This window comes from Luteibacter yeojuensis, from assembly GCF_000964085.1.
In the GTDB taxonomy this organism is placed as follows: domain Bacteria; phylum Pseudomonadota; class Gammaproteobacteria; order Xanthomonadales; family Rhodanobacteraceae; genus Luteibacter; species Luteibacter yeojuensis_A.
The window spans coordinates 155,974-179,059 of record NZ_JZRB01000001.1; the positions used below are offsets into that span (position 1 = coordinate 155,974).

23 protein-coding genes are annotated in these 23,086 nt (G+C 67.8%); 17 read left to right on the plus strand and 6 right to left on the minus strand.

What is annotated here, in order from left to right; translation table 11 throughout:
• Positions 1-6 precede the first annotated feature (6 nt).
• From VI08_RS00680 to accC, 6 genes are all read left to right on the plus strand, one after another.
• Entirely contained in the window at positions 7-2,259 is a 2,253-nt protein-coding gene (locus VI08_RS00680; protein WP_045827598.1) for a protein-disulfide reductase DsbD family protein, read from the plus strand.
• Entirely contained in the window at positions 2,256-2,789 is a 534-nt protein-coding gene (locus VI08_RS00685) for a TlpA family protein disulfide reductase (protein WP_045827599.1), read from the plus strand. The genes VI08_RS00680 and VI08_RS00685 overlap by 4 nt, the downstream gene beginning before the upstream one ends.
• A 17-nt stretch (positions 2,790-2,806) precedes the next feature.
• Positions 2,807-3,358: a DUF1415 domain-containing protein gene (locus tag VI08_RS00690; protein WP_045827600.1), complete on the plus strand. Its 552-nt coding sequence runs from the start codon at positions 2,807-2,809 to the stop codon at positions 3,356-3,358.
• A gap of 184 nt (positions 3,359-3,542) precedes the next feature.
• Positions 3,543-3,992 carry a type II 3-dehydroquinate dehydratase gene (gene aroQ / locus VI08_RS00695; protein ID WP_045827601.1) on the plus strand — a complete coding sequence of 150 codons (450 nt, stop codon included), beginning with the start codon at positions 3,543-3,545 and terminating at the stop codon, positions 3,990-3,992.
• Between the two features lie 30 nt (positions 3,993-4,022).
• The gene (accB, locus tag VI08_RS00700; RefSeq protein ID WP_045827602.1) at positions 4,023-4,493 is read left to right on the plus strand and encodes an acetyl-CoA carboxylase biotin carboxyl carrier protein; all 471 of its coding nucleotides are present in this window, start codon (positions 4,023-4,025) and stop codon (positions 4,491-4,493) included.
• 11 nt (positions 4,494-4,504) lie between these two features.
• Positions 4,505-5,878: an acetyl-CoA carboxylase biotin carboxylase subunit gene (gene accC / locus VI08_RS00705; RefSeq protein WP_045827603.1), complete on the plus strand. Its 1,374-nt coding sequence runs from the start codon at positions 4,505-4,507 to the stop codon at positions 5,876-5,878.
• A 130-nt stretch (positions 5,879-6,008) separates the two neighbouring features.
• Here accC and prmA read toward each other — a convergent pair whose 3' ends face one another.
• Positions 6,009-6,911 (minus strand): 50S ribosomal protein L11 methyltransferase, encoded by a 903-nt coding sequence (gene prmA, locus VI08_RS00710; RefSeq protein WP_045827604.1) that lies wholly within the window; start codon positions 6,909-6,911, stop codon positions 6,009-6,011.
• 64 nt (positions 6,912-6,975) lie between these two features.
• Between prmA and VI08_RS00715 the strand changes: the two genes are divergently transcribed.
• From VI08_RS00715 to purH, 3 genes are all read left to right on the plus strand, one after another.
• Complete coding sequence (locus VI08_RS00715; RefSeq protein WP_045827605.1) at positions 6,976-7,821, plus strand: zinc-ribbon and DUF3426 domain-containing protein; 846 nt, start codon at positions 6,976-6,978, stop codon at positions 7,819-7,821.
• Between the two features lie 170 nt (positions 7,822-7,991).
• Complete coding sequence (locus tag VI08_RS00720) at positions 7,992-8,273, plus strand: helix-turn-helix domain-containing protein (RefSeq protein ID WP_428992122.1); 282 nt, start codon at positions 7,992-7,994, stop codon at positions 8,271-8,273.
• A 63-nt stretch (positions 8,274-8,336) separates the two neighbouring features.
• Entirely contained in the window at positions 8,337-9,926 is a 1,590-nt protein-coding gene (gene purH / locus VI08_RS00725) for a bifunctional phosphoribosylaminoimidazolecarboxamide formyltransferase/IMP cyclohydrolase (protein WP_045827607.1), read from the plus strand.
• Positions 9,927-10,032: 106 nt separating this feature from the next.
• On the opposite strand, the gene VI08_RS00730 is transcribed toward purH, so the two are convergent.
• Positions 10,033-10,995, minus strand: a complete 963-nt coding sequence (locus VI08_RS00730) for a bile acid:sodium symporter family protein (protein ID WP_045827608.1) — start codon at positions 10,993-10,995, stop codon at positions 10,033-10,035.
• A 96-nt stretch (positions 10,996-11,091) separates the two neighbouring features.
• On the opposite strand from VI08_RS00730, the gene VI08_RS00735 reads away from it, so the two are divergent.
• Entirely contained in the window at positions 11,092-11,982 is an 891-nt protein-coding gene (locus tag VI08_RS00735; protein ID WP_045827609.1) for a LysR family transcriptional regulator, read from the plus strand.
• Between the two features lie 44 nt (positions 11,983-12,026).
• Positions 12,027-12,725, plus strand: a complete 699-nt coding sequence (locus VI08_RS00740) for a glutathione S-transferase (protein ID WP_045827610.1) — start codon at positions 12,027-12,029, stop codon at positions 12,723-12,725.
• 120 nt (positions 12,726-12,845) lie between these two features.
• On the opposite strand, the gene VI08_RS20655 is transcribed toward VI08_RS00740, so the two are convergent.
• The gene (locus VI08_RS20655) at positions 12,846-13,376 is read right to left on the minus strand and encodes a DUF2782 domain-containing protein (protein ID WP_052697598.1); all 531 of its coding nucleotides are present in this window, start codon (positions 13,374-13,376) and stop codon (positions 12,846-12,848) included.
• Positions 13,377-13,471: 95 nt separating this feature from the next.
• On the opposite strand from VI08_RS20655, the gene polA reads away from it, so the two are divergent.
• Positions 13,472-16,207, plus strand: coding sequence for a DNA polymerase I (gene polA, locus VI08_RS00750; RefSeq protein ID WP_045827611.1), 2,736 nt, complete (start codon positions 13,472-13,474; stop codon positions 16,205-16,207).
• Between the two features lie 328 nt (positions 16,208-16,535).
• Here polA and VI08_RS00755 read toward each other — a convergent pair whose 3' ends face one another.
• From VI08_RS00755 to VI08_RS00765, 3 genes are read right to left on the minus strand one after another with little or no spacing between them, the layout of a single operon-like run.
• Complete coding sequence (locus VI08_RS00755) at positions 16,536-17,072, minus strand: hypothetical protein (RefSeq protein ID WP_045827612.1); 537 nt, start codon at positions 17,070-17,072, stop codon at positions 16,536-16,538.
• Positions 17,073-17,082: 10 nt separating this feature from the next.
• Complete coding sequence (locus VI08_RS20660) at positions 17,083-17,892, minus strand: hypothetical protein (RefSeq protein WP_052697599.1); 810 nt, start codon at positions 17,890-17,892, stop codon at positions 17,083-17,085.
• Positions 17,893-17,901: 9 nt separating this feature from the next.
• A complete protein-coding gene (locus VI08_RS00765) occupies positions 17,902-18,477 on the minus strand; it encodes a hypothetical protein (RefSeq protein ID WP_045827613.1) in 576 nt (191 codons plus the stop codon).
• Positions 18,478-18,680: 203 nt separating this feature from the next.
• Between VI08_RS00765 and VI08_RS00770 the strand changes: the two genes are divergently transcribed.
• The 5 genes from VI08_RS00770 to uvrD all read left to right on the plus strand — a co-directional run bounded on the left by VI08_RS00770 (position 18,681) and on the right by uvrD (position 23,081).
• Positions 18,681-18,863 carry a hypothetical protein gene (locus tag VI08_RS00770; RefSeq protein ID WP_045827614.1) on the plus strand — a complete coding sequence of 61 codons (183 nt, stop codon included), beginning with the start codon at positions 18,681-18,683 and terminating at the stop codon, positions 18,861-18,863.
• A 9-nt stretch (positions 18,864-18,872) separates the two neighbouring features.
• Positions 18,873-19,760, plus strand: coding sequence for a HEAT repeat domain-containing protein (locus VI08_RS00775; protein WP_045827615.1), 888 nt, complete (start codon positions 18,873-18,875; stop codon positions 19,758-19,760).
• A 9-nt stretch (positions 19,761-19,769) separates the two neighbouring features.
• Positions 19,770-20,552, plus strand: coding sequence for a hypothetical protein (locus tag VI08_RS00780; RefSeq protein ID WP_157006175.1), 783 nt, complete (start codon positions 19,770-19,772; stop codon positions 20,550-20,552).
• 69 nt (positions 20,553-20,621) lie between these two features.
• Positions 20,622-20,840 (plus strand): hypothetical protein, encoded by a 219-nt coding sequence (locus VI08_RS00785; protein ID WP_045827617.1) that lies wholly within the window; start codon positions 20,622-20,624, stop codon positions 20,838-20,840.
• A 30-nt stretch (positions 20,841-20,870) separates the two neighbouring features.
• A complete protein-coding gene (gene uvrD / locus VI08_RS00790; protein WP_045827618.1) occupies positions 20,871-23,081 on the plus strand; it encodes a DNA helicase II in 2,211 nt (736 codons plus the stop codon).
• The last annotated feature ends 5 nt before the right edge of the window (positions 23,082-23,086 follow it).

Genomic DNA, 23,086 nt, shown 5'->3' on the forward strand with positions numbered 1-23,086 from the left:
GCCACCATGCTGTCGTTCGCCCGCCTGATGCGAAACCTGGCCGCCCTGGCCTGCCTGAGCCTGTTCGCCCTGCCCGCCCTGGCGCAGGACGACGACAACCTGCTGCCGGTGACCGAGGCGTTCCACCTCACCACCGACGCGAGCCAGCCCGGCATGGTGAAGCTGCACTGGCGCATCGCGCCGGACTATTACCTGTACCGCGGCCGCATCAAGATCAAGACGGCCGATGCCGGCGCGGTGAAGCTGGGCGAGCCCTCCCTGCCCGACGGCATCAAGAAGCACGACGAGTACCTCGGCGACGTGGAGATCTACCACGGCGACATCGAGGCCACCGTGCCCTACACCCTGGCCGACGCCGCGACCAAAGTGCTGGCCCTCGACGTGCAGTACCAGGGCTGCCACGAGGTGGAGCCCAAGATCTGCTACCCGCCGAACACCGAGCACCTGAAGCTCACCATCGGCGCCGCCTCCACTATCCCGACCGAGAAGGCGCCGGCCGCCCCCGCCGGCCAGGCCAGCGGCGCCGCGCTGCTGGGCGCCCCCGCCGCCACCCCGGGTGGCACCGATGCACAGGCCCTGCCGGCCGACCAGGCGTTCCGTTTCGAGGCCCTGGCGAAAGACGGCAAGACCCTGCTGCTGCGCTGGACCATGCCGAAGGACTATTACCTCTACCGCGACAAGACCGAGATCAAGGTCAGCTCGCCGGCAGGGGTTACCGCGGGCGAGCCCGACTGGCCGAGCGGCACGGCGCACCACGACGAGCATTTCGGCGACACCATCGTGTATTTCGACCAGGTGGAAGTGCCGGTGCCGCTCAACGGCGCCGACCCGTCGAAGAAGGTGGAGCTGGACATCGCCTACCAGGGCTGCCTTGAGAATGGCATCTGCTACCCGGTGATGACCCGCCACCTCACGGCCGATCTGGCCTCGGGCGCGGTCACGATCGGCAGCGCGGGCGAAACCGCCCCCGCCGGGGCTGCCAAGGCTGCGCCAGCCGAGGTCGCCCCCACGCCGCCGCCGGCCGACCTGATGCCGGGCGGCGCCGAAAAGGTGGGCTTCATCGCCGCCATCGGCCTGGCCCTGCTGGGCGGCCTCATCCTCAACCTCATGCCCTGCGTGCTGCCGGTGCTGTCGCTGAAGGCCATCACGGTACTGGAAAGCGGCGAGAGCCCGGCCGCGGCCCGCAAGCACGCGCTGTGGTACACCGCCGGCGTCATGCTGGCCTTCGCCGTGCTCGGCCTCGTGGTGGTGGGCATCCGCGCCGCCGGCCATGGCCTGCAGTGGGGCGCCCAGTTCCAGCAGCCGGTCATCGTGGGCGTGCTGGTCTACGTCATGCTGGCCATTGGCCTGTCGATGTCGGGCGTCTTCGAGGTAGGCGGTTCGCTGGGCAACGTCGGTAGCGGCCTCGCCTCGCGCTCGGGCCCCACGGGCGACTTCTTCACCGGCGTCCTGGCCGTGGTCGTGGCCAGCCCTTGCACCGCGCCCTTCATGGGCTCGGCCATCGCCTTCGCCTTCGCGGCACCGCTCTACGTGGCCTTCCTCATCTTCATCGCGCTCGGCCTGGGCCTCGCCCTGCCCTTCCTGCTGATGGGCTTCGTGCCCGCCGTGGCGCGCATGCTGCCGCGCCCGGGTCGCTGGATGGAGACGCTGAAGCAGGCCCTGGCCTTCCCCATGTACCTCACCGCTGTGTGGCTGTTGTGGGTGCTCACCAAGCAGCGTGGCGCCGATGCCGCCGCGCTGGTGCTGGCCGGTGGCGTGCTGGTGGCCATGGCCTTGTGGTGGTACGGCCGCAGCCGCGGCGGCAGCCGCCTGTCGTGGGTGTTCACCGCCGTGCTGGCCATCGGCGCCGCCGCGGCCCTCTGGACCGTCCATGGCCTGCCCGCCAACACCAACACGGCGGTGGCTACCGATGGCTCGGTGCCGTATTCGCCGGAGAAACTCGCCGAACTGCGCGCCGCCGGTACCCCGGTGCTGGTGGACATGACGGCGGACTGGTGCATCACCTGCAAGGCCAACGAGCGCGCCGTGCTCGATACCGATACGTTCCGCGACCTGCTGAAGAAGACCGGCACCGTCTACATGAAGGGCGACTGGACCGACGTAAACGCCACCATCGCCGCGTTCCTGGAGCAGTACCACTCGGTGGGCGTGCCGCTTTACGTGGTGTACCCGAAGGGTGGCGGCGACGGTAAGAAGCTCTCCACGGTGCTCACCCAGGACAACGTGCGCCAGGCGCTCGAGGCCGCCGCGGGCACATGACGCGGGGCCCCACCTTCTGGTTCGTGCTGCTGGCCGTCGCCGCCGCGTCGGTGGGCCTGTGGGTGGAGCACCGTCGCGAGCACCCGGCCGAAGTGGATGGCGTCCGCATCGCCGGCGTGGGCGACATGGCCCCGCCGGCCACCTGGCTCAGCGTGGATGGCCAGCCGCGCCGGCTGGCCGACTGGCGCGGCAAGAAAGTGCTGATCAACTTCTGGGCCACCTGGTGCGCACCGTGCCAGCGCGAGACGCCGCTGCTGGGCGCCGCTGCGAAAGCCCATGCCGGTGGCAACGTAGCCATCATCGGCGTGGCCGAGGACACCGCGCCAGCCGTTCGCGCGCACCTCCGCGCCCACCCCGTGGGGTACCCCATCGTGGTGGGTGCCAGCGATGCCCCGGGCGGCTCGCTGTCGTTCGGCAACCTGCACCAGGTGCTGCCCTACAGCGTCCTGGTGGGCGAGGATGGGCGTATCCTCCGCCGCAAGATGGGCACGTTCAGCGAACAGGAGCTCGCTGGATGGCTCGCGCCCTGAGCCCTCCCGGAACCCGCATGACCCCCATACCCACCCACGACGAAGCCATCGATGCCACGCGGAACTGGCTCGAACGTGCCGTCATCGGCCTCAACCTGTGCCCGTTTGCCAAGGCCGTGCACAAGAAGGGGCAGGTGCGCTACGTGGTGAGCGATGCCACCCAGCCGCTGCAGTTGCACGAGGACCTGGTGCGCGAGCTCGAGCTGCTGCGCGATACGAACGCCGAGCAGGTCGACACCACGCTGCTGATCCACCCGGGCGTCCTCGCCGATTTCATGGATTTCAACGAGTTCCTGGAGGTGGCCGACGATACGGTGGCCGACCTCGCGCTCGAGGGCGAGATCCAGGTCGCCAGCTTCCACCCCGATTTCCAGTTCGAGGGCACCGCCCCCGACGACATCACCAACTACACCAACCGCTCGCCCTTCCCCACCCTGCACCTGCTGCGCGAGGCCAGCATCGACAAGGCGGTGGCGGCGTTCCCGGATGCGTCGAAGATCTTCGAGGCGAACATGGAGACGCTTGAGAAACTGGGGCTTGAGGGCTGGAAGAAACTCTTCGCGGTGTAGGAGCGCGCTTGCGCGCGATCGCGCGCAAGCGCGCTCCTACCTTTCGTGGCGGACCATACGGTACCGTGTGGAAAGTCGCGATCTACGGCGAACTGCGCCGATCTCCACCGAACTGGACAACCTCGCCCGACAGGCGCACACTGCGCGGCGTTCCGGCGTTCCGGACTCAAGGCACAGGTGAAGAGTGGCCAGGATCCTCGTCCTGCACGGACCCAACCTCAATCTCCTTGGCGTGCGCGAGCCGTCGGTCTACGGGCGCGAAACCCTGGCCGACATCAACGCCTCGCTGCTGGCCCGCGCCCAGGCGGCCGGCCACGACCTGACCTACTTCCAGTCGAACGCCGAATACGAGCTCATTGGCCGCATCCACCAGGCCCGCGACGAAGGCGTGGCCTGGATCCTGTTCAACCCGGCGGCGTTCACGCACACGTCGGTGGCCCTGCGTGATGCCCTGGCCGGCGTCGCCATCCCGTTCATCGAAGTACACCTTTCCAACCCGCATGCGCGCGAGCCGTTCCGGCACCACTCGTTCATGTCGGATATCGCCTCGGGTGTCATCTGCGGTCTTGGCGGCGATAGCTACCGCCTGGCCCTCGAGGCCGCCCTGCTCCGCCTGGCCATCCCGGCGGCGTAAGCACCCCCTCTACTTACCAAGGTTTGTCCCATGGACCTGCGCAAGATCAAGAAGCTTATCGACCTGCTCGAGGAATCGAACCTCGCCGAGCTGGAAATCAAGGAAGGCGAAGAAGTCGTCCGCCTCTCGCGCGTGCCGAAGGGTGGCGTCGCCGTGGCCGCGCCGCCGATGTATGCCGCGCCGGTCGCCGCCGCCCCTGCCGCTGCCGCTGCCGTCGCACCGGCCGCCGCCCCGGCCGCCCCCGCTGCCGATGCCGGCCTGCCGCCGGGCCACGTCGTGAAGGCCCCCATGGTCGGCACGTTCTACGCCGCCTCCACCCCGGGCGCCCCGGCGTTCGCCACGGTGGGCCAGCAGGTGAAGGCCGGCGAGACGATCGGCATCATCGAAGCGATGAAGATGTTCAACCAGATCGAAGCCGACGTCGCCGGCACGGTCGTCGCCATCCTGGTCGAGAACGGCCAGCCGGTCGAATTCGACGAACCGATGTTCGTCATCGCCTGAGGCGCCCCCCCATGCTTGAGAAGGTCGTCATTGCCAACCGCGGCGAGATCGCGCTGCGGGTGCTGCGCGCATGCCACGCGCTCGGCATCAAGACGGTCGCGGTGCACTCCACCGTCGATCGCAACCTGAAGCACGTCGGCCTGGCCGACGAATCGGTGTGCATCGGCCCGGGCCCTTCGGTCGATAGCTACCTCAACATCCCGCGCATCATCGCCGCCGCCGAGATCACCGATGCCGGCGCGATCCACCCGGGATACGGCTTCCTCTCGGAGAACGCCAACTTCGCCGAGCAGGTCGAACAATCCGGGTTCGTCTTCATCGGCCCCACCGCCGACGTCATCCGCCTGATGGGCGACAAGGTGGAAGCCATCCGCGCCATGAAGGCCGCCGGCGTACCGTGCGTGCCGGGTTCGGGCGGCCCGCTGGGCGATAACGTGGACGAGAACATCCGCATCGCCCGCGAGATCGGCTACCCGGTCATCATCAAGGCCGCCGGTGGCGGCGGTGGCCGCGGCATGCGCGTGGTGCGCACCGAGGCCCACCTCGCCAACTCCATCGTCATGACCAAGCAGGAAGCGAAGGCCGCTTTCAGCAACGACCAGGTCTACATGGAGAAATTCCTGGAGAACCCGCGCCACGTGGAGATCCAGGTGCTGGCCGATGGCCAGGGCAACGCCATCCACCTCGGCGAGCGCGACTGCTCCATGCAGCGCCGCCACCAGAAGGTCGTCGAGGAAGCACCGGCACCGGGCATCACGCCCGAGATGCGCAATGAGATCGGCAAGGTCTGCGTCGATGCATGCATCCGCATCGGCTACCGCGGCGCGGGCACGTTCGAGTTCCTGTTCGAGAACGGCCGCTTCTACTTCATCGAGATGAACACCCGCATCCAGGTGGAGCACCCGGTGACCGAGCTGGTGACGGGTATCGACCTCGTCCGCGAGCAGCTGCTGATCGCCGGTGGCGAGAAGCTCTCGATCCGCCAGGAAGACATCGTGCTCACCGGCCACGCCATCGAGTGCCGCGTCAACGCCGAGGACCCGGACACCTTCATGCCCAGCCCCGGCACGGTGAAGCGCTTCGAGGCCCCGGGCGGCCCGGGCGTGCGCGTGGATACGCACCTGTACGACGGCTACCGCATCCCGCCGAACTACGATTCGATGATCGGCAAGATCATCGTGCACGGCCCCGACCGCGCCACGGCCATCGCGCGCATGCGCATGGCGCTGAACGAGACGGTGATCGAAGGCGTGAAGTGCAACATCCCGCTGCAGCAACGCATCATGGCCGACGTGGGTTTCCAGCAAGGTGGGCAGAACATCCACTACCTGGAAAAGCGGATGGCGGAGCAGAAAGAAAAAGAAGCCCCGCACGCTTCGGATTAAAAAAAATCCCGCCTGATGGCGGGATTTTTTTGTAGGAGCCCACGCCGTGGGCGACATCTTTTGCACCAGCGCAGCAGGCCCGTTGCCCTCTCGCGAACGGCGTCGCCCACCAGTGGGCTCCTACGACAACTCAGCCGCGCTTGCGGCGGCCGCTGATGCGCACCCAGTCTTCGAGCTGGCGCACTTCCAGGTCATCGAACCACTCGGCGTAGCGCGCCAGCAGTTCCTCGTGCTGCCCGAACAGGATGCCCGAGAGCGCGAACGGCGCACCGGGCTTCACCGCGGCGGCAAAGGTCGGTGCCAGCTCGCCCAGCGGGCCTGCCAGGATGTTCGCCACCAGCACGTCGGCCAGTTCGGCCGGCGCCTCGCCCGGAAGGTACACATCGAGCGCGCCTTCCACGCCATTGCGCTCGGCGTTATCGCGCGAGGCCAGCAGCGCCTGCGGGTCGTTGTCGATGCCCACGGCGTGCGCGGCGCCACATTTCAGCGCGGCGATGGCGAGGATGCCCGAGCCGCAGCCGTAATCGAGCACACGCTGGCCGGCCAGCTGCTGGCCATCGAGCCACTCCAGGCACATGGCGGTGGTGGGGTGCGTGCCGGTGCCGAACGCGAGGCCAGGGTCGAGGCGCACGACCACGATGCCACCGTCCTCCGGCGGGTCGATGTTCCACGGGTAGACCCACAGGCGGCGGCCGAACGGCATGGGCTTGAACTGGTCCATCCACGCGCGCTCCCAGTCCTGGTCTTCCACTTCGCGCCAGCTGATATGCGCCGGCTCGATGAAGGGCAGGTCGTCGGCGATGGCGGCGGTGAGGCCGCGGCGGTCGGCGTCGATGTCGAACAGCGCGTTAAGCACGATCTGGTTCCACAGCGGCAGCTCGCCCACGCCGGGCTCGAAGATGGCTTCCTCGTCCGGCGTCTCCGCATCGGCATCCTGCAGGGTGATCGACAGGGCGCCGAGGTCTTCGAGCGCGGCTTCCACGCGCGGCTGTTCGGCGGCACGGATGGTGAGGGAGAGTTCGAGCCAGGGCATGGTTGGGCCAGCGGGGCGAGGTGGGAGCGACGATTCTACCGGGCGCGCACGCTATGATCGAACGATGTACACCCAGTGCCCCGAATGCCTCACCGTTTACAAGCTGGAAGCGGAGCTGCTGGTGCCCGCCTGCGGCTGCCTTCGTTGCAGCCATTGCGGCACGGTGTTCAACGCGCTGGGCACGCTGGCCGCCCACCTGCCGGCCGAGCCCTTCACCCAGTTGCCCATGCATGCGCTCGACCAGGAGCCGCCCGTGGTGGACGTGGCGGTCTTCCGGCCCCGCCCGGCCGCCACCACGCCCGAGCCGGTGCCCGAGGCCGTCGTCTCACTCGTGGCCGATGATGGCGTGGTCGAGGCAGGCCCCGAACCCGCGCCCCTGGGCGAGGATTTCTCCCAGCTCACGTTCACGCCGAAGTTCGCGCGCACGAAAAAGCCGCGCGCATGGCGCTCCCTCGCGTGGGTGGGCGTGTGCGCCGTGCTGGTGCTGGGGCTCGGCGCGCAACTGGCGTGGGCCAAGCGCGATTCGCTGGTGGCCGACCCCACCTTCGGCCCGGTGCTGCAGGCCGCGTGCGGCGTGCTTGGCTGCCACCTGCCGCTGGTGGCCGCGCCGGGCCGGTTGCGCCTGCTCGCGCGCGATGTCGAGCAACACCCGTCGGTGCCCGATGGCCTGCTCATCACCGCCAGCGTGCACAACGATGCCGCGTTCGCGCAGCCGTACCCCGTCGTCACCATCGTGCTCTCCGACGCGAACGGCCAGCGGCTCGCCATGCGCCGCTTCCAGCCCGCCGATTATGTCGGCGATGCCGATGCCCGCGCACGCGGGCTGGGCGCCGACGCGACCACGGCCATGGTCTTCGAGGTGCAAGACCCAGGCCAGCACGCGGTGGCTTTCGCGTTCAGCTTCGAGTGACCGTGCGAAAAATTTTCTTTTTGCAAGCCTGCACTTCGCCCCCGCAGGCGAGTACACTCAATCCCCTTCGCGACACAAGGCCGGCCTTGAACGGCGGTGCACGTCGCATCCGCGATCACGAGAACAAGAAACCGTCCGGTGCCACGGCCCCGGGGCGAGAGGGATATGCCTTGAACGCTGTGAGACTTGCTGCCGGCGAGGCCGCCAACGAAACCTCCATGCAGAGTGCTCTCAGCGAATGCGTCAGCCGTACCGTGCGCCGCTACCTCGCCGATATCGGTGACACCGATTGCGCCGAGGGCCTGCACGCGCTGGTCATCCGCGAGGTCGAGGGCCCCCTGCTGCGCGAGGTCCTGGCGTTCCACGACGGCAACCAGAGCCGTGCCGCGGCCGCGCTCGGCATCAACCGCGCCACCCTGCGCAAGAAGCTCGCCGCCCACGGTATTTCCTGAGTTTCCGGCCGCCCGCCATTTAGGCGGCTATAATGGCGCGCTTTCCCCTCCCGGAAAGTGCCCATGCCATCCCCCGACCTCGTTCCCGTCCGCCGCGCGCTCGTCAGCGTCTCCGATAAGGCCGGGCTGACCGACCTCGCCCGCCGCCTCGCCGCGGCCAACGTCGAGATCCTCTCCACGGGTGGCTCCGCCAGGGCGCTCCGCGACGCCGGCATCCCCGTCCGCGACGTGGGCGACCTCACGGGTTTCCCCGAGATCATGGATGGCCGCGTCAAGACGCTGCACCCCAGGGTGCACGGCGGCCTGCTGGGCCGCCGCGGCACCGACGACGGCGTGATGGCCGAGCACGGCATCGTCCCCATCGACCTGCTGGTGCTGAACCTCTACCCGTTCGAGCGCACCGTGGCGAACCCTGAATGCACGCTGGAGGACGCCATCGAAAACATCGATATCGGCGGCCCTGCCATGTTGCGCGCGGCGGCCAAGAACTGGAACGACGTGGGCGTGCTCACCGACCCGGCGCAGTACGACGAAGCCCTGGCCGAGATCGAAGACAAGGGCGGCCTCACGCGCGCCACGCGCTTCCGCCTGTCGGTGGCCGCCTTCAACCGCGTGTCGAACTACGATGCCGCCATCAGCGATTACCTCTCCGGTGTCACGCTTGACGAGACGCACGCCGCTGTCGCGAGCCGCGCTGAATTCCCGGCGCAGTCGAACGGCCGCTTCGTGAAGGTCATGGACCTGCGTTACGGCGAGAACCCGCACCAGGCCGGCGCGTTCTACCGCGACCTTTGCCCGGCCGCCGGCACGCTCGCCACCTTCCGCCAGCTGCAGGGCAAGGAACTGTCGTTCAACAACATCGCCGATGCCGATGCCGCGTGGGAATGCGTACGCCAGTTCGATGCGCCCGCCTGCGTCATCGTGAAGCACGCGAACCCGTGCGGTGTCGCCGTGGCCGCTGATCCGCTCGCCGCGTACGAGCTGGCGTACGCCACCGACCCCACCTCCGCGTTCGGCGGCATCATCGCCTTCAACCGCCCGCTCGATGCCGAGACGGCCAAGGTGATCCTGAAGCGCCAGTTCGTCGAGGTGCTGATCGCGCCGGTGGTCGAAGCCGGTGCCGTGGAAGAGGCCACGAAGAAGGCCAACGTGCGCGTGCTCGAGATCCCGCTGGGCGAGGGCCGCAACACGCACGATATCAAGCGTGTCGGCTCCGGCCTGCTGGTGCAGACGGCCGACCACCGCCAGGTGGCGCGCGACGAGCTGAAGGTGGTGAGCAAGCGCCAGCCCTCCGCCGCCGAACTCGACGACCTGCTGTTCGCATGGCGCGTCGCCAAGATGGTGAAGAGCAACGCCATCGTCTACGCGAAGGACCAGCGCACCATCGGCGTCGGTGCGGGCCAGATGAGCCGCGTGGTGAGCGCGAAGATCGCGGGGCTGAAGGCCGAAGAAGCCGGCCTCGTCGTGCCTGGCAGCGTCATGGCCTCCGATGCGTTCTTCCCGTTCCGCGACGGTATCGATGCCGCGGCGGCCGCGGGCATCGCGGCGGTGATCCAGCCCGGCGGCTCCATGCGCGATAGCGAGGTGATCGCGGCGGCCGACGAGCACGGCATGGCCATGGTGTTCACCGGCATCCGCCACTTCCGCCATTGATGCAAAAAACTGGCTGATCCAAAGACTGTGGGAGCCAGCTTGCTGGCGATGAGGCTTGCGGCACCACCCATCGCCAGCAAGCTGGCTCCCACAAGCTCCGGTTTTTTTATGCGGTGCGGCGCAGCGCGTAGCGGCGCGCCAGCACCGCGCAGGTCATCAGCTGCACCTGGTGGAACAGCATGATCGGCAGCACAATGAGGCCGAGCGGGTGCCCGGCGAACAACACTTTCGCCATCGGCACGCCGGAGGCCAGGCTCTTCTTCGAGCCGCAGAACACGATGGTGATCTCATCCTCGGTGCCGAAGCCCAGCGCACGCGCGCCATAACGCGTCGCCAGTAGCGCCAGTGCCAGCAGCACGGCGTTCACCGCCACCAGGCCGGCCAGCACGGGCAGCGGCAACTGGTGCCACAGGCCCTGCAGCACGGCAGCGCTGAAAGCGGTGTACACCACCAGCAAAATCGAGCCGCGGTCGACGAAGGTCAGCAGCGTCGCGTGCCTGCGCACCCAGCCGCCGATCCAGCGCTGCGCCACCTGCCCCGCGACAAACGGGATGAACAACTGCACCACGATCGCGCCGATCGCATGCCACGACATGGCGCCCTGCCCCGACCCGGCGATGACCAGGCCCACCAGCAGCGGCGTGATGAAAATGCCCAGCAGGCTGGACGCGGAGGCCGACACGATGGCGGCCGGCACGTTGCCCCGCGCGATGGAGGTGAAGGCGATGGAAGACTGCACCGTCGACGGCAGCGTGCACAGGAACAGGATGCCGAGGTAGAGGTCGGGCGATACCAGCGGCGACAGCACGGGCTTCAGCAGCAGGCCCAGCAGCGGGAACAACACGAAGGTGCTGGCCAGCACGGTGAGATGCAGGCGCCAGTTCGTCATGCCCGCGACCACGGCCTCGCGCGACAGCTTCGCCCCGTGCAGGAAGAACAGCAGCGCGATGGCGATATCGGTCAGTACCTCAAACGCCTGGGCGGCCGCGCCACGGCATGGCAGGACGCTTGCCAGGAGCACCGTGGCGATGAGCGAGAGGGTAAAACCGTCGGGCAGGAAGCGGCGCATGGCGAGGGCCGGCGTGGAAGTGGGGACGCGCCTATTGCACTGCTCCGCCTTTGATAAGGCAAATCGTTTTATCTGATTCAGTGATAATCTGAGCGCATGAATGTCTCGATGCGCCAGCTCAGGGCCTTTCTCGCCGTCGCAGGGCACCGGCATTTCCGCCGTGCCGCGGAGGCGCTGCACCTCACCCAGCCCGCGGTGAGCCGGCTCATCGCCGACCTCGAGGCCGAGCTCGACGTGAAGCTGTTTGACCGCAGCACGCGCGAGGTGGTGCCCACGGAGGCGGGCCGCTACCTCGAGCAGGCGCTGGCCCGTGTGCTCGACGAGCTGGATGGCGTATTGGGCCACGCCAGGGCCCAGGCCGATCCGCTGCGCGGCCGCGTGCGCATCGCGGCCGTGCCGACGCTTTCCGCAGGCCTCGTGCCGCTGGGCATCGCGCGCTGCACCCGCGAGCACCCGTCGCTGGAGATCATCCTGCGCGACCAGAGCCAGGCGCAGGTGCTCGATGCCGTGCGCGGCGGCGAAGTGGATTTCGGCCTCACCGTGGAACCGGCCACGCGCGAGGAGTTCGAGGCGGAAACCATCCTCCACGACCCCTTCCGCCTGGTCTGCCGGGCCGACCACCCACTCGCCGCGCGCAAGGGCGTGGCGTGGAAGGCGCTCGATGGCCAGCCCCTGGTGCTGCTCGACCACGCGTCGGGCAGCCGCCGGCTCATCGACGCGGCGCTGGCCGCGCAAGGGGTCGTGGCACGGGTGGCCATCGAGGTGGGCCATCCGCACACCGCGTTCCGCATGGTGGAAGCCGGCCTTGGCGTGACGGTCACGCCGGCACTCTCGCTGGATGCGCTACGCCCGGGCCTCGTCACCCTGCGCCTCACGCCGCAGATCCACCGCGATGTGACGCTGCTGCGCCGCCGGGCGCGCTCGTTGTCGCCACCAGCGCAGACCGCGTGGGACACCTTCCGCGACATCGCACTCACGCTGGCTTGAACGCCGCGCCGCGATCCTCGGGCCTTCACGGCAGGAGGAAGCGCATGAGTTATGAGCTCTACTACTGGACCGGCATCCAGGGCCGCGGTGAATTCGTGCGCCTGGCGCTGGAAGATGCCAGGGCCGCCTACACGGATGTGGCGCGCGAGGAAGGCGACGACGTGATGTCCGCATGGCTGGACGGCGAGCACGAAGGCGCCCTGCCCTTCGCACCGCCCTTCCTGAAATCAGGCCGCCTCGTTATCGCGCAGGTGGCCAATATCCTCCATTACCTTGGGCCCCGGCACGGCCAGGTGCCCGACAGCGAGGCGAAGCGCATCTACGCGCACCAGTTGCAGCTGACGATCACCGACCTGGTCGTGGAGGCGCACGACGTGCACCACCCGGTCGGCGCAGGCGCCTATTACGAGGACCAGAAAACCGAAGCGAGGCGGCGGGCGAAGGAGTTCCGGGAATCGCGGATCCCGAAGTTCCTGCAGTATTTCGAGAAAGCACTGGAACGTGGCGGTGGCAGGCATGCACTGCGCGAGTTCAGCTACGTCGACCTGTCGCTGTTCCAGGTCATGTCGGGGCTGGATTACGCGTTCCCGAAGGCGATGTCACGGCACGACGTGCCGCTGCTGCGCGCGCTGGCGAAGCGGGTGGCTGAGCGGCCGAACGTGGCGGGCTACCTGGCCAGCGACCGGCGCCTGCCGCACAGCGAGAACGGCATCTTCCGCCACTACCCCGAACTGGATGCCTGACCGACCCGCCTTTTCGGTGTGTGCTTTTCTCTGTGGGAGCGCGCTTGCGCGCGATGTATCTTGCCGCAAGCCCCATCGCGCGCAAGCGCGCTCCCACAGGATCAAAAGCCACCCATTCTGTTAGTCCGAACCGGCCGGCTTTGGCGCCGCGCCCCACTCGTACACCTTGTAGTAAACGGGGCTGATGTTGCGGGTGCCGGAGTCGCGCACCAGCTTGCCGTCGTTGTTCGCCATGACCGTGTAAGGCACGCCGTTTTTCGGGGTGACGCGGATCATCGTCAGGCGACCGGCCGTGCGATATTCCTCAACCGTGTCGGTACCCTCGGTGTGCACGGTCACCTGCGGCGGCTGGTCGCCGCGGCCGTCGACCTGGCCGTTATCCTGCATGGCCGGCAGGTTGGCCGCCGACACCTTGCTGCCCTGGGCGTCGGACGTGGCCGGCGTGGCGCGGGTCTCCGCCGACTGGTCGTACGGCACGGGGCGCTCGATAGGCTTCTGGCCGGAGCGATCGGGTTCACCCGGCTTCACGCCCGGATCGTTCAGGGCCGGCGGCGGCAGATCCTTCAGCTTCGGCTCCGGGGCGGTCTGCGCCGCGGCCGGCAGGGCCAGGGCAAGGACCAACGCGGCGGCAAGGGCGTGCATGCGGTTCATGGGGTGGTCTCCGTGCGGGGCTGCGAGCATACCAAGGCCGGCCACCCACGCCACGTGAACGGGCGGCCCCGGGCCCGCCGTGCGAGAATCCGGGGATGCCTACGCTCACGCTCATCGACGGGTCCTCGTACCTGTACCGCGCGTTCCACGCGCTGCCGCCCCTGACCAACGCGCACGGCGAGCCCACCGGCGCGCTGTTCGGCATCGTCAACATGTTGCGCACCACCATGAAGGCCGGTTCCGACTACGTCGCCTTCGTCTGCGACGCCCCGGGCCGCACCTTCCGCGACGACCTCTACGCCGAGTACAAGGCCAACCGCCCCTCCATGCCGGACGACCTGCGCGCGCAGGTGGAACCGATGATGAAGATCGTGGGCGCCCTGGGCTTCCCCATCCTCTGCGTGCCCGGCGTGGAAGCCGACGACGTCATCGGCACCCTGGCCCGCCAGGCCAGCGCCGCCGGCATCGACACGGTCATCTCCACGGGCGACAAGGATTTCGCGCAGCTGGTGGGCGGCGACATCATCCTCATCAACACGATGACCAACACCACGATGGATACCGACGGTGTCATCGCGAAGTTCGGCGTGCGCCCCGGCCAGATCGTCGATTACCTCACGCTGGTGGGCGACAGCATCGACAACGTACCCGGCGTGGAGAAATGCGGCCCCAAGACGGCCGCGAAATGGCTGGCGGAATACGCCGACCTCGACGCACTCATCGCCCATGCGGACAAGATCGGCGGCAAGATCGGCGAGAACCTGCGTGCCGCCATCCCGCGCCTGCCCCTGTCGCGCGAACTCGTCACCATCCGCACCGACGTGCCGCTCGAGCTGGGCCCGAAGGACCTGGCCATGCGCCCGCGCGATGTCGAGGCGCTGCGCGAGCTTTACGCGCGCTACGACTTCAAGGCGGCACTGAAGGACCTCGACAACGGTACCGAGCCTTCCGCTGCCGCCAGCGCCCCGGTGGCGGCCGTCGCCGCCCCGGCCACCGCGCTGGTGTCGCCGGACGTGTTCAGCGGCCCCGGCGAGTACGAGGTCGTGCTCACCGAAGACCGCCTCGCCGCATGGCTCGAAAAGCTCGAAACCGCGCCGCTCATCGCGTTCGACACCGAGACCACCAGCATCGACGCGATGCTGGCCGAGGTGGTGGGCGTGTCGCTGGCGGTGGAGGCCGGCAAGGCCTGCTATATCCCCGTGGCGCACGACTACCCCGGCGCACCTGCGCAGCTTTCCCGCGAGCACGTGCTTGGCGCGCTCAAGCCCGTGCTCGAGGATCCGTCACGACCCAAGGTGGGCCAGCACGGCAAATACGACATCAACGTGCTGTCGCACTACGGCATCGCGGTGCAGGGCCTGGCCCACGACACCATGCTCGAGTCGTACATCTACAACGCCACCGCCACCCGCCACGACATGGATTCGCTGGCCCAGCGCTACCTCGGCTACACCACGGTGAAGTACGAGGAGATCTGCGGCAAGGGCGCGAAGCAGATCTCGTTCTCGCAGGTGGATATCGAAACGGCGGGCAAGTACGCGGCGGAGGATGCCGACATCACCCTGCGCCTGCACCAGGCACTCTGGCCGCGGCTCGAGGCGGAGCCCTCGTTGCGCGCCGTGTACACCGACATCGAGATCCCCGTCGTGCCCGTGCTGGCGAAGATGGAGCGCACGGGCGTGCTCATCGATGCCAACGAACTGCGCCTGCAGAGCCAGGAGCTCGGCAAGCGCATGCTCGAGCTGCAGCAAAAGGCGTACGCGGCCGCGGGGCACGAGTTCAACCTGGATTCGCCCAAGCAGCTGCAGGCCGTGCTGTTCGACGAGCTGGGCCTGCCGGCGAAGGTGAAGACCCCCACGGGCCAGCCCTCGACCAACGAAGAAGCCCTCGAGGCACTGGCCGATTCGCACGAGCTGCCACGCCTCGTCCTCGATTACCGCGGGCTGGCCAAGCTGCGCTCCACGTATACCGACAAGCTCGCCGGCATCGTCAACCCGCGCACCGGCCGCGTGCACACCAGCTACCACCAGGGTGCCGTGGCCACCGGCCGCATCAGCTCGTCCGACCCCAACCTGCAGAACATCCCGGTGCGCACCGAGGAAGGCCGGCGCATCCGCCAGGCCTTCGTGGCGCCGCCGGGCTGGCGCATCGTCGCGGCCGACTACTCCCAGATCGAACTGCGCATCATGGCCCACCTCTCCGGCGACGAAGGCCTCGTGCGCGCCTTCGCCGAGGGCGGCGACGTGCACCGCGCCACGGCCGCCGAGGTGTTCGGCGTGCCGCCCGACGAGGTCACCACCAACCAGCGCCGCGCTGCCAAGGCCATCAATTTCGGCCTCATGTATGGCATGAGCGCCTTCGGCCTGGCCCGCCAGCTGGGCGTCGATCGTGGCGAGGCCTCCGACTACATGGCGCGCTACTTCTCACGCTTCGCTGGCGTGCGCGCCTTCATGGACGCCACGCGCGACAAGGCCCACCAGGAGGGCTACGTCGAGACCCTGTTTGGCCGCCGCCTGTACCTCGAGAACCTGAAGTCCCGCAACCAGGCGCTGCGCGCCGGTGCCGAGCGCGCCGCCATCAATGCGCCCATGCAGGGCACCGCCGCCGACATCATCAAGCGCGCCATGCTGGCGGTCACCCGCTGGATGGGCGAGCGCGACGACGTGCGCCTGCTCATGCAGGTGCACGATGAACTGGTGTTCGAGGTGCGCGAGGATGCCGTCACGGAAGTGAAGAAGGTTATCGAGGCGAGCATGAGCGGCGCCGCCGAGCTTAGCGTGCCCTTACAAGTGGAAGTGGGCGAAGGCAAGAACTGGGACGAAGCCCACTGAGCAGCGTTTAGACGGCCAAATCGTAAATCTTTCGTTTACCCGTTCAGATTGCCCCGCGCCAAGCTATTGATTCCACTGGCCATGAACATGGCCTGACTTTTTTTGGCCCGGCATTGCAACTTCCGGCCCCTTCAGCCGTCTATATCATCGGACGCACGCAACGGCGTCCCATCGGTGGGCCCCACCTCCCTGGGGCCACCTCGCGGATGGCCAGTCTTCCCCTGGGCCGGCCATCCCACCCCGCCCCGGCAGCTCCCCTGGCTGCCGGGGTTTTTTTTGCCTCACTCATGTAGGAGCGCGCTTGCGCGCGAAGCTCTTACGTCACCGGCTAAGGGTCGAGCCTCACCCAGCGCTTATCGACCTTGGCGCACACATGCTCGCCACCCGCCGGACACGCACCGAGCCGCCCCGCCGCCTGCGCGGCATTGACCTGCTTCACCCAGCGCGTGACACGCGCGGCCTCCCTGGCTTCCCAGATCACGTACGCCGCCACGCCAATCAGCGCGAACGAGCCCAGCGCCGATGCTGCGAACGCCTTCCACGCGAACGCCACCTGCCATTTGCCGACAGTGAGCATCCGCCGCTCCAGCCGCTCCGCCGCGTCCTCCAGCCGACGCTCCGAGGCGCGCACCACGCCACCGAAACGGTCGATGGCCTCCGTGGTGCCATGCTGGAGCGCATCCGCCGCCGCGCGGCGCACGCCCGCCGACACCTGCTCCGATGCCGCCAGCGCCTGGCGCGCCTGCTGCTCCATGGCCTGCGTAGCCTGCATCGTTCCCCGTGCCACGGCATCCAGCCGCTTCTCGATCCGATCCGTCACCGCCGCCAGCTTCACCGCCAGCGACTTCACATCCTGTTCGTCCATGTGCCACTCCTTACATCGTCATGCGCATCACCGGGCCCTGCTGCACCTGGGCTTGCTCCATCGCCTGCTGCTCCGCCAGCGCCTGCTGGCGGTTCGCGTCCTGGCCCGACTGGAGGAACGCCTGGCCTTCCTGCGATTGCAGGTACGCCTGGCCAACCTTGTCGAAGGCCTTGTCGTCGTTGGTTGCCGTGGCCGCGTAGAGGCGTTCGAAGGGGTCGTCTTGAGAGAGCTCCGCGTGCTTCTCGGGGACGCCCAGTGGTGCCTGCCACGGCTCGCGTTTCGGTGGATCCCTCGTCGTCTCCGTGTTGAGGTCGCTACCGGGCACGGGGTCTTTAATGGTGCGGAAGTCGTTCGGCGTGTGCGCCGGCAGGTAGCTCAGCTTGCCGTCGACGCCATGTTGCTCAAGGTGACCCAAATGCCCGTGGGTTCGCTGTATACCTGCGTGGTTCAATGCGGCCCAGGTGTAGTCCACGCAGTTATTGCGGATGTCCTTGTACATCGGATCGAAGCCGAAATTCTCCGGGTGCTTGCCGAATTCATTCAGCGCGTCGTACTGCCCCTTCGAAATTTCCATGGTTCGCTCGTACATCGGTTCGATGTACTCATTAGCGTCGTTCGTCTGCGGAATCCCGGGGCCATAGAGACTGCCATGTTCCACGGGTGCAAAGCCCCAACTGTGCGGATCCTGTCCGTCACTGGTCTCGTAGTAAACGTGACCGGGCACGGAGCGGCTAAAAATGTCCTTGCCGTCCTCGCTTTTATGAATCCACGTCCCGGGTGCAGCAGCAAACACCGTGACGGTGTATCTCTTGGCATCCATGTCGCCTCCTTATTTTGGTCCTGCATATTCGCGTTCCACCGTGAGCCACGAAATAATGGGCTCAAATACTTCTACGTCCCGCAGGGTCTCCACATCGAATCGATAGTGGCCATGGCGCGGAGCAGTAAAGTGCACAACCTCCATGAGAGCGGTTCCAAGGCTGGCTCCATGCATATTGACGTTCACCACGCGCGGGCCCATCGCCGAAGCCTGTTGAACGCCGCTATCGTCCCTGTGGTATGCGTGAGTGGTCATCTCCTCTTCACTTCCATCAGCATTTATTGCGACCAGCTTCACCTTCAGGAACAGGTGCGCTCCCTGCGGGTGACTCCAGAACGACAGTGTCGGGTCTCCCGTCTCCGGCATCTCGTACTTGAACGCCAGCATGTAGCTGTACGTCAGATTCGCCGTCGGCGGAACCTCGAACGGAATGCTCAACACATTCCCCTTCCGCGCCACCGAGAACGGCGCACTGGCAAAGGGTGGCACCGGCTTGTCACCACAACCCGTCAGCACCACACACGCGGCCAACGTGGCCAGCACCCAAACCCGCATTCCGTTCTCCCTGATCGAGGCGCGCAGCATGCCTGCCTTGGCGGCCCCTGTAAACACCTAAGCCATTGAGAAATAAAGACAATGAGACACATCTCATGAGAAATCGGGACAGACTCAAAACGCTGGAATTTTTCCTATCCCCGCCAATCTGCGAACCACGCCCGCTTCAGCACACCACCACGCCGCGTACGCTAAATTCGCGGCCAGTCCGGCCGCCTGCCCGGATCCTTCCCATGTCGTGGACCATCGCTTTCGCCGAACTGCCGCACGCCGCCGCCTCCGTGGGGCGTGTCGACCGCATCCATGCCACGGTCGCCGCGCGTGACGAGCAAGCCACCGTCGACATCATCACGAGCTACCCCACGCTTCGCCCGCACCTGGCCGTCGACGCCGACGAAGTGACAGCGGCCGGCTAAGCCGCCGCCATGATCCAGCTAGCCCGCGCCGCGCGCGCGGTCCCCGCCATACGGCGCTTTGCCGAACACGCCGCGTCGGCGGTCTGCGCGGCGCGGCCGGGTACGTTCTGGGACCTGCGCGATGCATTCGACGCCTTGCTCGACCCGCTCCCATGGGCCGCGTTCCAGAATGCGATGCTGTGTGACCTCGCCGACGACGTGCCGCTGGCCGACATGCCCGAGTGGCACTGGCATGGCGTCACCGTATGCCAGGCGCCCGCATTCAGCCTGGTGCTGACCTCGGCCGCGCACAGCGAGCGCGGCACCACCACGGCGCCGCGCAAGGATGGCGAGCGCCTTGCCACGACGCTTGCCGCGCCGGAAATGCTGGCGGTGCTTTCGCGCGTGCCGGTGCGCGTCGAGCGCTACCGTATGGCGCATGGTGCGGACGTGGATGTGTTCGATCCTTCGCTGCCCCTGGTGCTGGAAGGCGTCGAATCGCTCATGCCGTGGACACGCATGGACGCGGATGCGCCGCGCGAAACGTTCCACCTCGTCGACGACGACGGCACGGCGGCGCCCACGCTGTTGACGTTCGCCGCCTCGCCGCAGGTGTGGCAGCGCTGGGAATTCGAACGCGGCACGGGTACGCCGCTGCAACCCGTGCAAACGCGTAACGAGGCGCGCGCCCTCCTGGCGATCCTCGCCGAGCTGGCGCGCGCGGGTGATACCGCCGCGATACCCGATGTGCGCGCCATGCTCGACCATCCTTACCACCAGGTGCGCTGGGAAGCCGCGCGCTGCCTGGCCACGCTGGATGGGGGAGTAGGCCAGGCGGCGCTGCACATGCTCGCGCGCGACAGGCATCCGCACGTCGCGGGTGCCGCCGCCGAGACGCTGCGGCGCATGGCGGCCTGAACCATGGTGATGACGAGCCACCACGACCCCGCCGCGCCGATGGACCTGCACGCGTTCCGCCGGCGCGTGCTCGCCAGCGTGGACCCCGCGCGGCCGGAGACGCTGCAAACAGTGGCCGGCGATATCGTGGCGCTGGCGCGGCACCCGGGGCTGCTTACCGACGCGCTGCGCGCCGACCTGCTCCGCGAGGACGGCCCGCTGCGCATGCAGACGCGGCAGACATGCATCCTCGATGCGTTCGGCCCGTTCGTGGTCCGCATCAACCTGTGGCCGGTGGAGGCCGCGACGCACGAAGACAACGAGAACCTCAGCTTCTTCGCTTACCACGACCATGGCTTCTCGTTCCTCACCACCCACTATTACGGCCCGGGCTACCACACGCGTACCTACACGTACGACGCCACGGGCGTGCGCGGCGAGATCGGCGAGCGCGTGGCGCTGGCCTACGCCGGCGAGGCGACGCTGGCACCGGGCACCGTGCTGATGTACCTGGCCGGGCGCGACGTGCACGCGCAGTTCCCGCCGCCCGCGCCCAGCGCGTCGCTGAACCTGTTGCTTCGCGGCGATACCACGGGGGAACTGGGCGACCAGTACTACTTCGACATCGACACCGGCACGATCTGCGGCAAGCCCACCAACGACCTGATGCGCCGGCGCATGGCGCTCGCCCTGGCCGGGACGCTGGGCGACGTCGAGAGCGAAGGCCACCTGCGCCGCATTGCCGATGGCCACGCCTGCCCGCGCACCCGGGACGAAGCCCGGCGGGTAGTCAGCCGGCTATACGGCGGCTGACCGCCCCCACGCCGTCCTCACATCCGTCAACGCATGCTCCCGCCACCGATCCATACAGGGGGCATTCCCATGCGCGCAGGACTCATCGTTGTCGGCATCATCCTCATCGGCCTCGGCATCTGGGTAGTCGCCGGCAACGGCAGCTATGAGAAGACCGATACCGTGGCGAAGCTTGGCCCGGCCAAGATCGAGGCCACCCACGACAAGGCCATCCCCCAGTGGGCGGGCATCGCGGGTATCGTCATCGGCGGCATCGTCGCCGTGGCCGGCCTCACCCGCAAGAACTAAGCGGGGCGCACGCTCCGCTACAATGGCGGGATGGACGTATCCCACCTACTCGACGGCCTCAACGACGCACAGCGTGAGGCCGTCAGTGCCCCGCCCGGGCACTACCTGATCCTCGCGGGCGCCGGCTCCGGCAAAACCCGCGTCCTCACCCATCGCATCGGCTGGCTCACCCAGGTCGAGGGCGTGCCGCCGTGGGCCATCCTGTCGGTCACGTTCACCAACAAGGCGGCGGGCGAAATGCGCTCGCGCCTCGACGGCATCGTGCCGGGCGGCACCCAGGGCCTCACGGTGGGCACCTTCCACGGCATCGCGCACCGCCTGCTGCGCCGCCACTGGCGCGAGGCCGGGCTGGTCGAAGGCTTCCAGATCCTCGATTCGGACGACCAGCAGCGCATCATCAAGCGCGTGGTCGCGGGCATGGGCCTGGACGAGGCCCGGTTCCCGCCGCGCCAGGCGGCGTGGCAGATCAACCAGTGGAAGGACGAGGGCAAGCGCCCCGACAGCATCGAGCACCGCGACCACCCGGTCACGCGCACCTTCGTGGAGATCTACAAAGCCTACGAGCAGCAGTGCCAGCGCGCCGGCCTGGTCGATTTCGCCGAGTTGCTGCTGCGCGCGCACGAGCTGTGGCTGAAGGATCCGTACGTGCTCAAGCATTACCAGGATCGCTGGCGCTACCTGCTCATCGACGAGTTCCAGGACACCAACACGCTGCAGTACGCGTGGATCCGCGTGCTGGCCGGTAGCACGGGCCAGGTGTTCGTGGTGGGCGACGACGACCAGGCCATCTACGGCTGGCGCGGCGCGAAGGTGGAGAACGTGCAGCAGTTCCTGCGCGATTTCCCCGGCGCGAAAACCATCCGCCTGGAGCAGAACTACCGCTCCACCTCCACCATCCTGAAGGCCGCCAACGCGGTCATCGCGCGCAACGGCGGCCGCCTCGGCAAGCAGCTGTGGACCGATGGCGACGAGGGCGATCGCATCGCGCTCTATGCCGCGTACAACGAGCAGGACGAAGCCCGCTTCGTCATCGAGCGCATCCGCGAGTACATCGCCGAGCATGGCAATGCGCGCGATTGCGCCATCCTGTACCGCTCCAACGCGCAGTCGCGCAACTTCGAAGAGCAACTGATACAGCGCAACCTGCCCTACCGCGTGTACGGTGGCCTGCGCTTCTTCGAGCGCGCGGAAATCAAGGATGCGCTGGCCTACTTGCGGCTCGCGTCGAATCGCCATGACGACGCCGCCTTCGAGCGCGCCGTGAACACGCCCACGCGTGGCATCGGCGACCGCACGCTCGACGAGCTGCGCCGCCGCGCGCGCCAGGACGGCAGCTCGATGTGGGAGGCGGTGCTCAACGAAATCGCCATGGGCTCGCTCGCGGGCCGTGCGAAGAACGCCTTGCGTTCGTTCATCGCGCTCATCGACGAGATGCACCGCACGTTCCGCGGCGGCGACGCCGCGGCCGATGATGCCCCCGCGGGCCTCGACCTCGCCGAACAGATCGAACACGCCATCACGCATACCGGCCTGCGCGATTTCTACGAGAACGACAAGCGGGGCAACGGCGAGGCCCGGGTGGAGAACCTTGATGAGCTCGTCAACGTGGCCAGCCGCTTCGAGATGACTCCGGAAGATACCGACGCCGGGCTCAACGAGCTCTCGGCCTTCCTGTCGCATGCCGCGCTGGAAGCAGGCGAAGGCCAGGGCGAGGCGTGGGACGATTGCGTGCAGCTCATGACCCTGCACTCGGCCAAGGGCCTGGAATTCCCCATCGTGTTCCTGGTGGGCATGGAAGAAGGCCTTTTCCCCAGCCAGCGCTCCACCGAGGAAGAAAACCGGCTCGAGGAAGAACGCCGCCTGGCCTACGTGGGCATCACGCGCGCCCGGCAGAAGCTCTACGTCTCCCACGCCGAGTCCCGGCGCATGCACGGCACCGAGATGCTGGCCCGCCCCTCGCGTTTCCTGGGCGAGATCCCACCCGAGCTCATCGACGAACTGCGCCCGCGCGTGCAGGTTTCGCGCCCGGCCTATGCCGACCGGTTCGCTGGCGGTGGTGGTGGCGGGTTCGAGGAGCCGATGCCGGTGAAGCTCGGCCAGCGGGTCAGCCACCCCAAGTTCGGCGAGGGCACCATCGTCAGCGCCGAGGGCGCGGGCGCCCACATGCGGGTGCAGGTCAATTTCGAGGACGAGGGCTCGAAGTGGCTGGTCTATGCCTACGCCAACCTGACGGCGCTCTAGCCAAC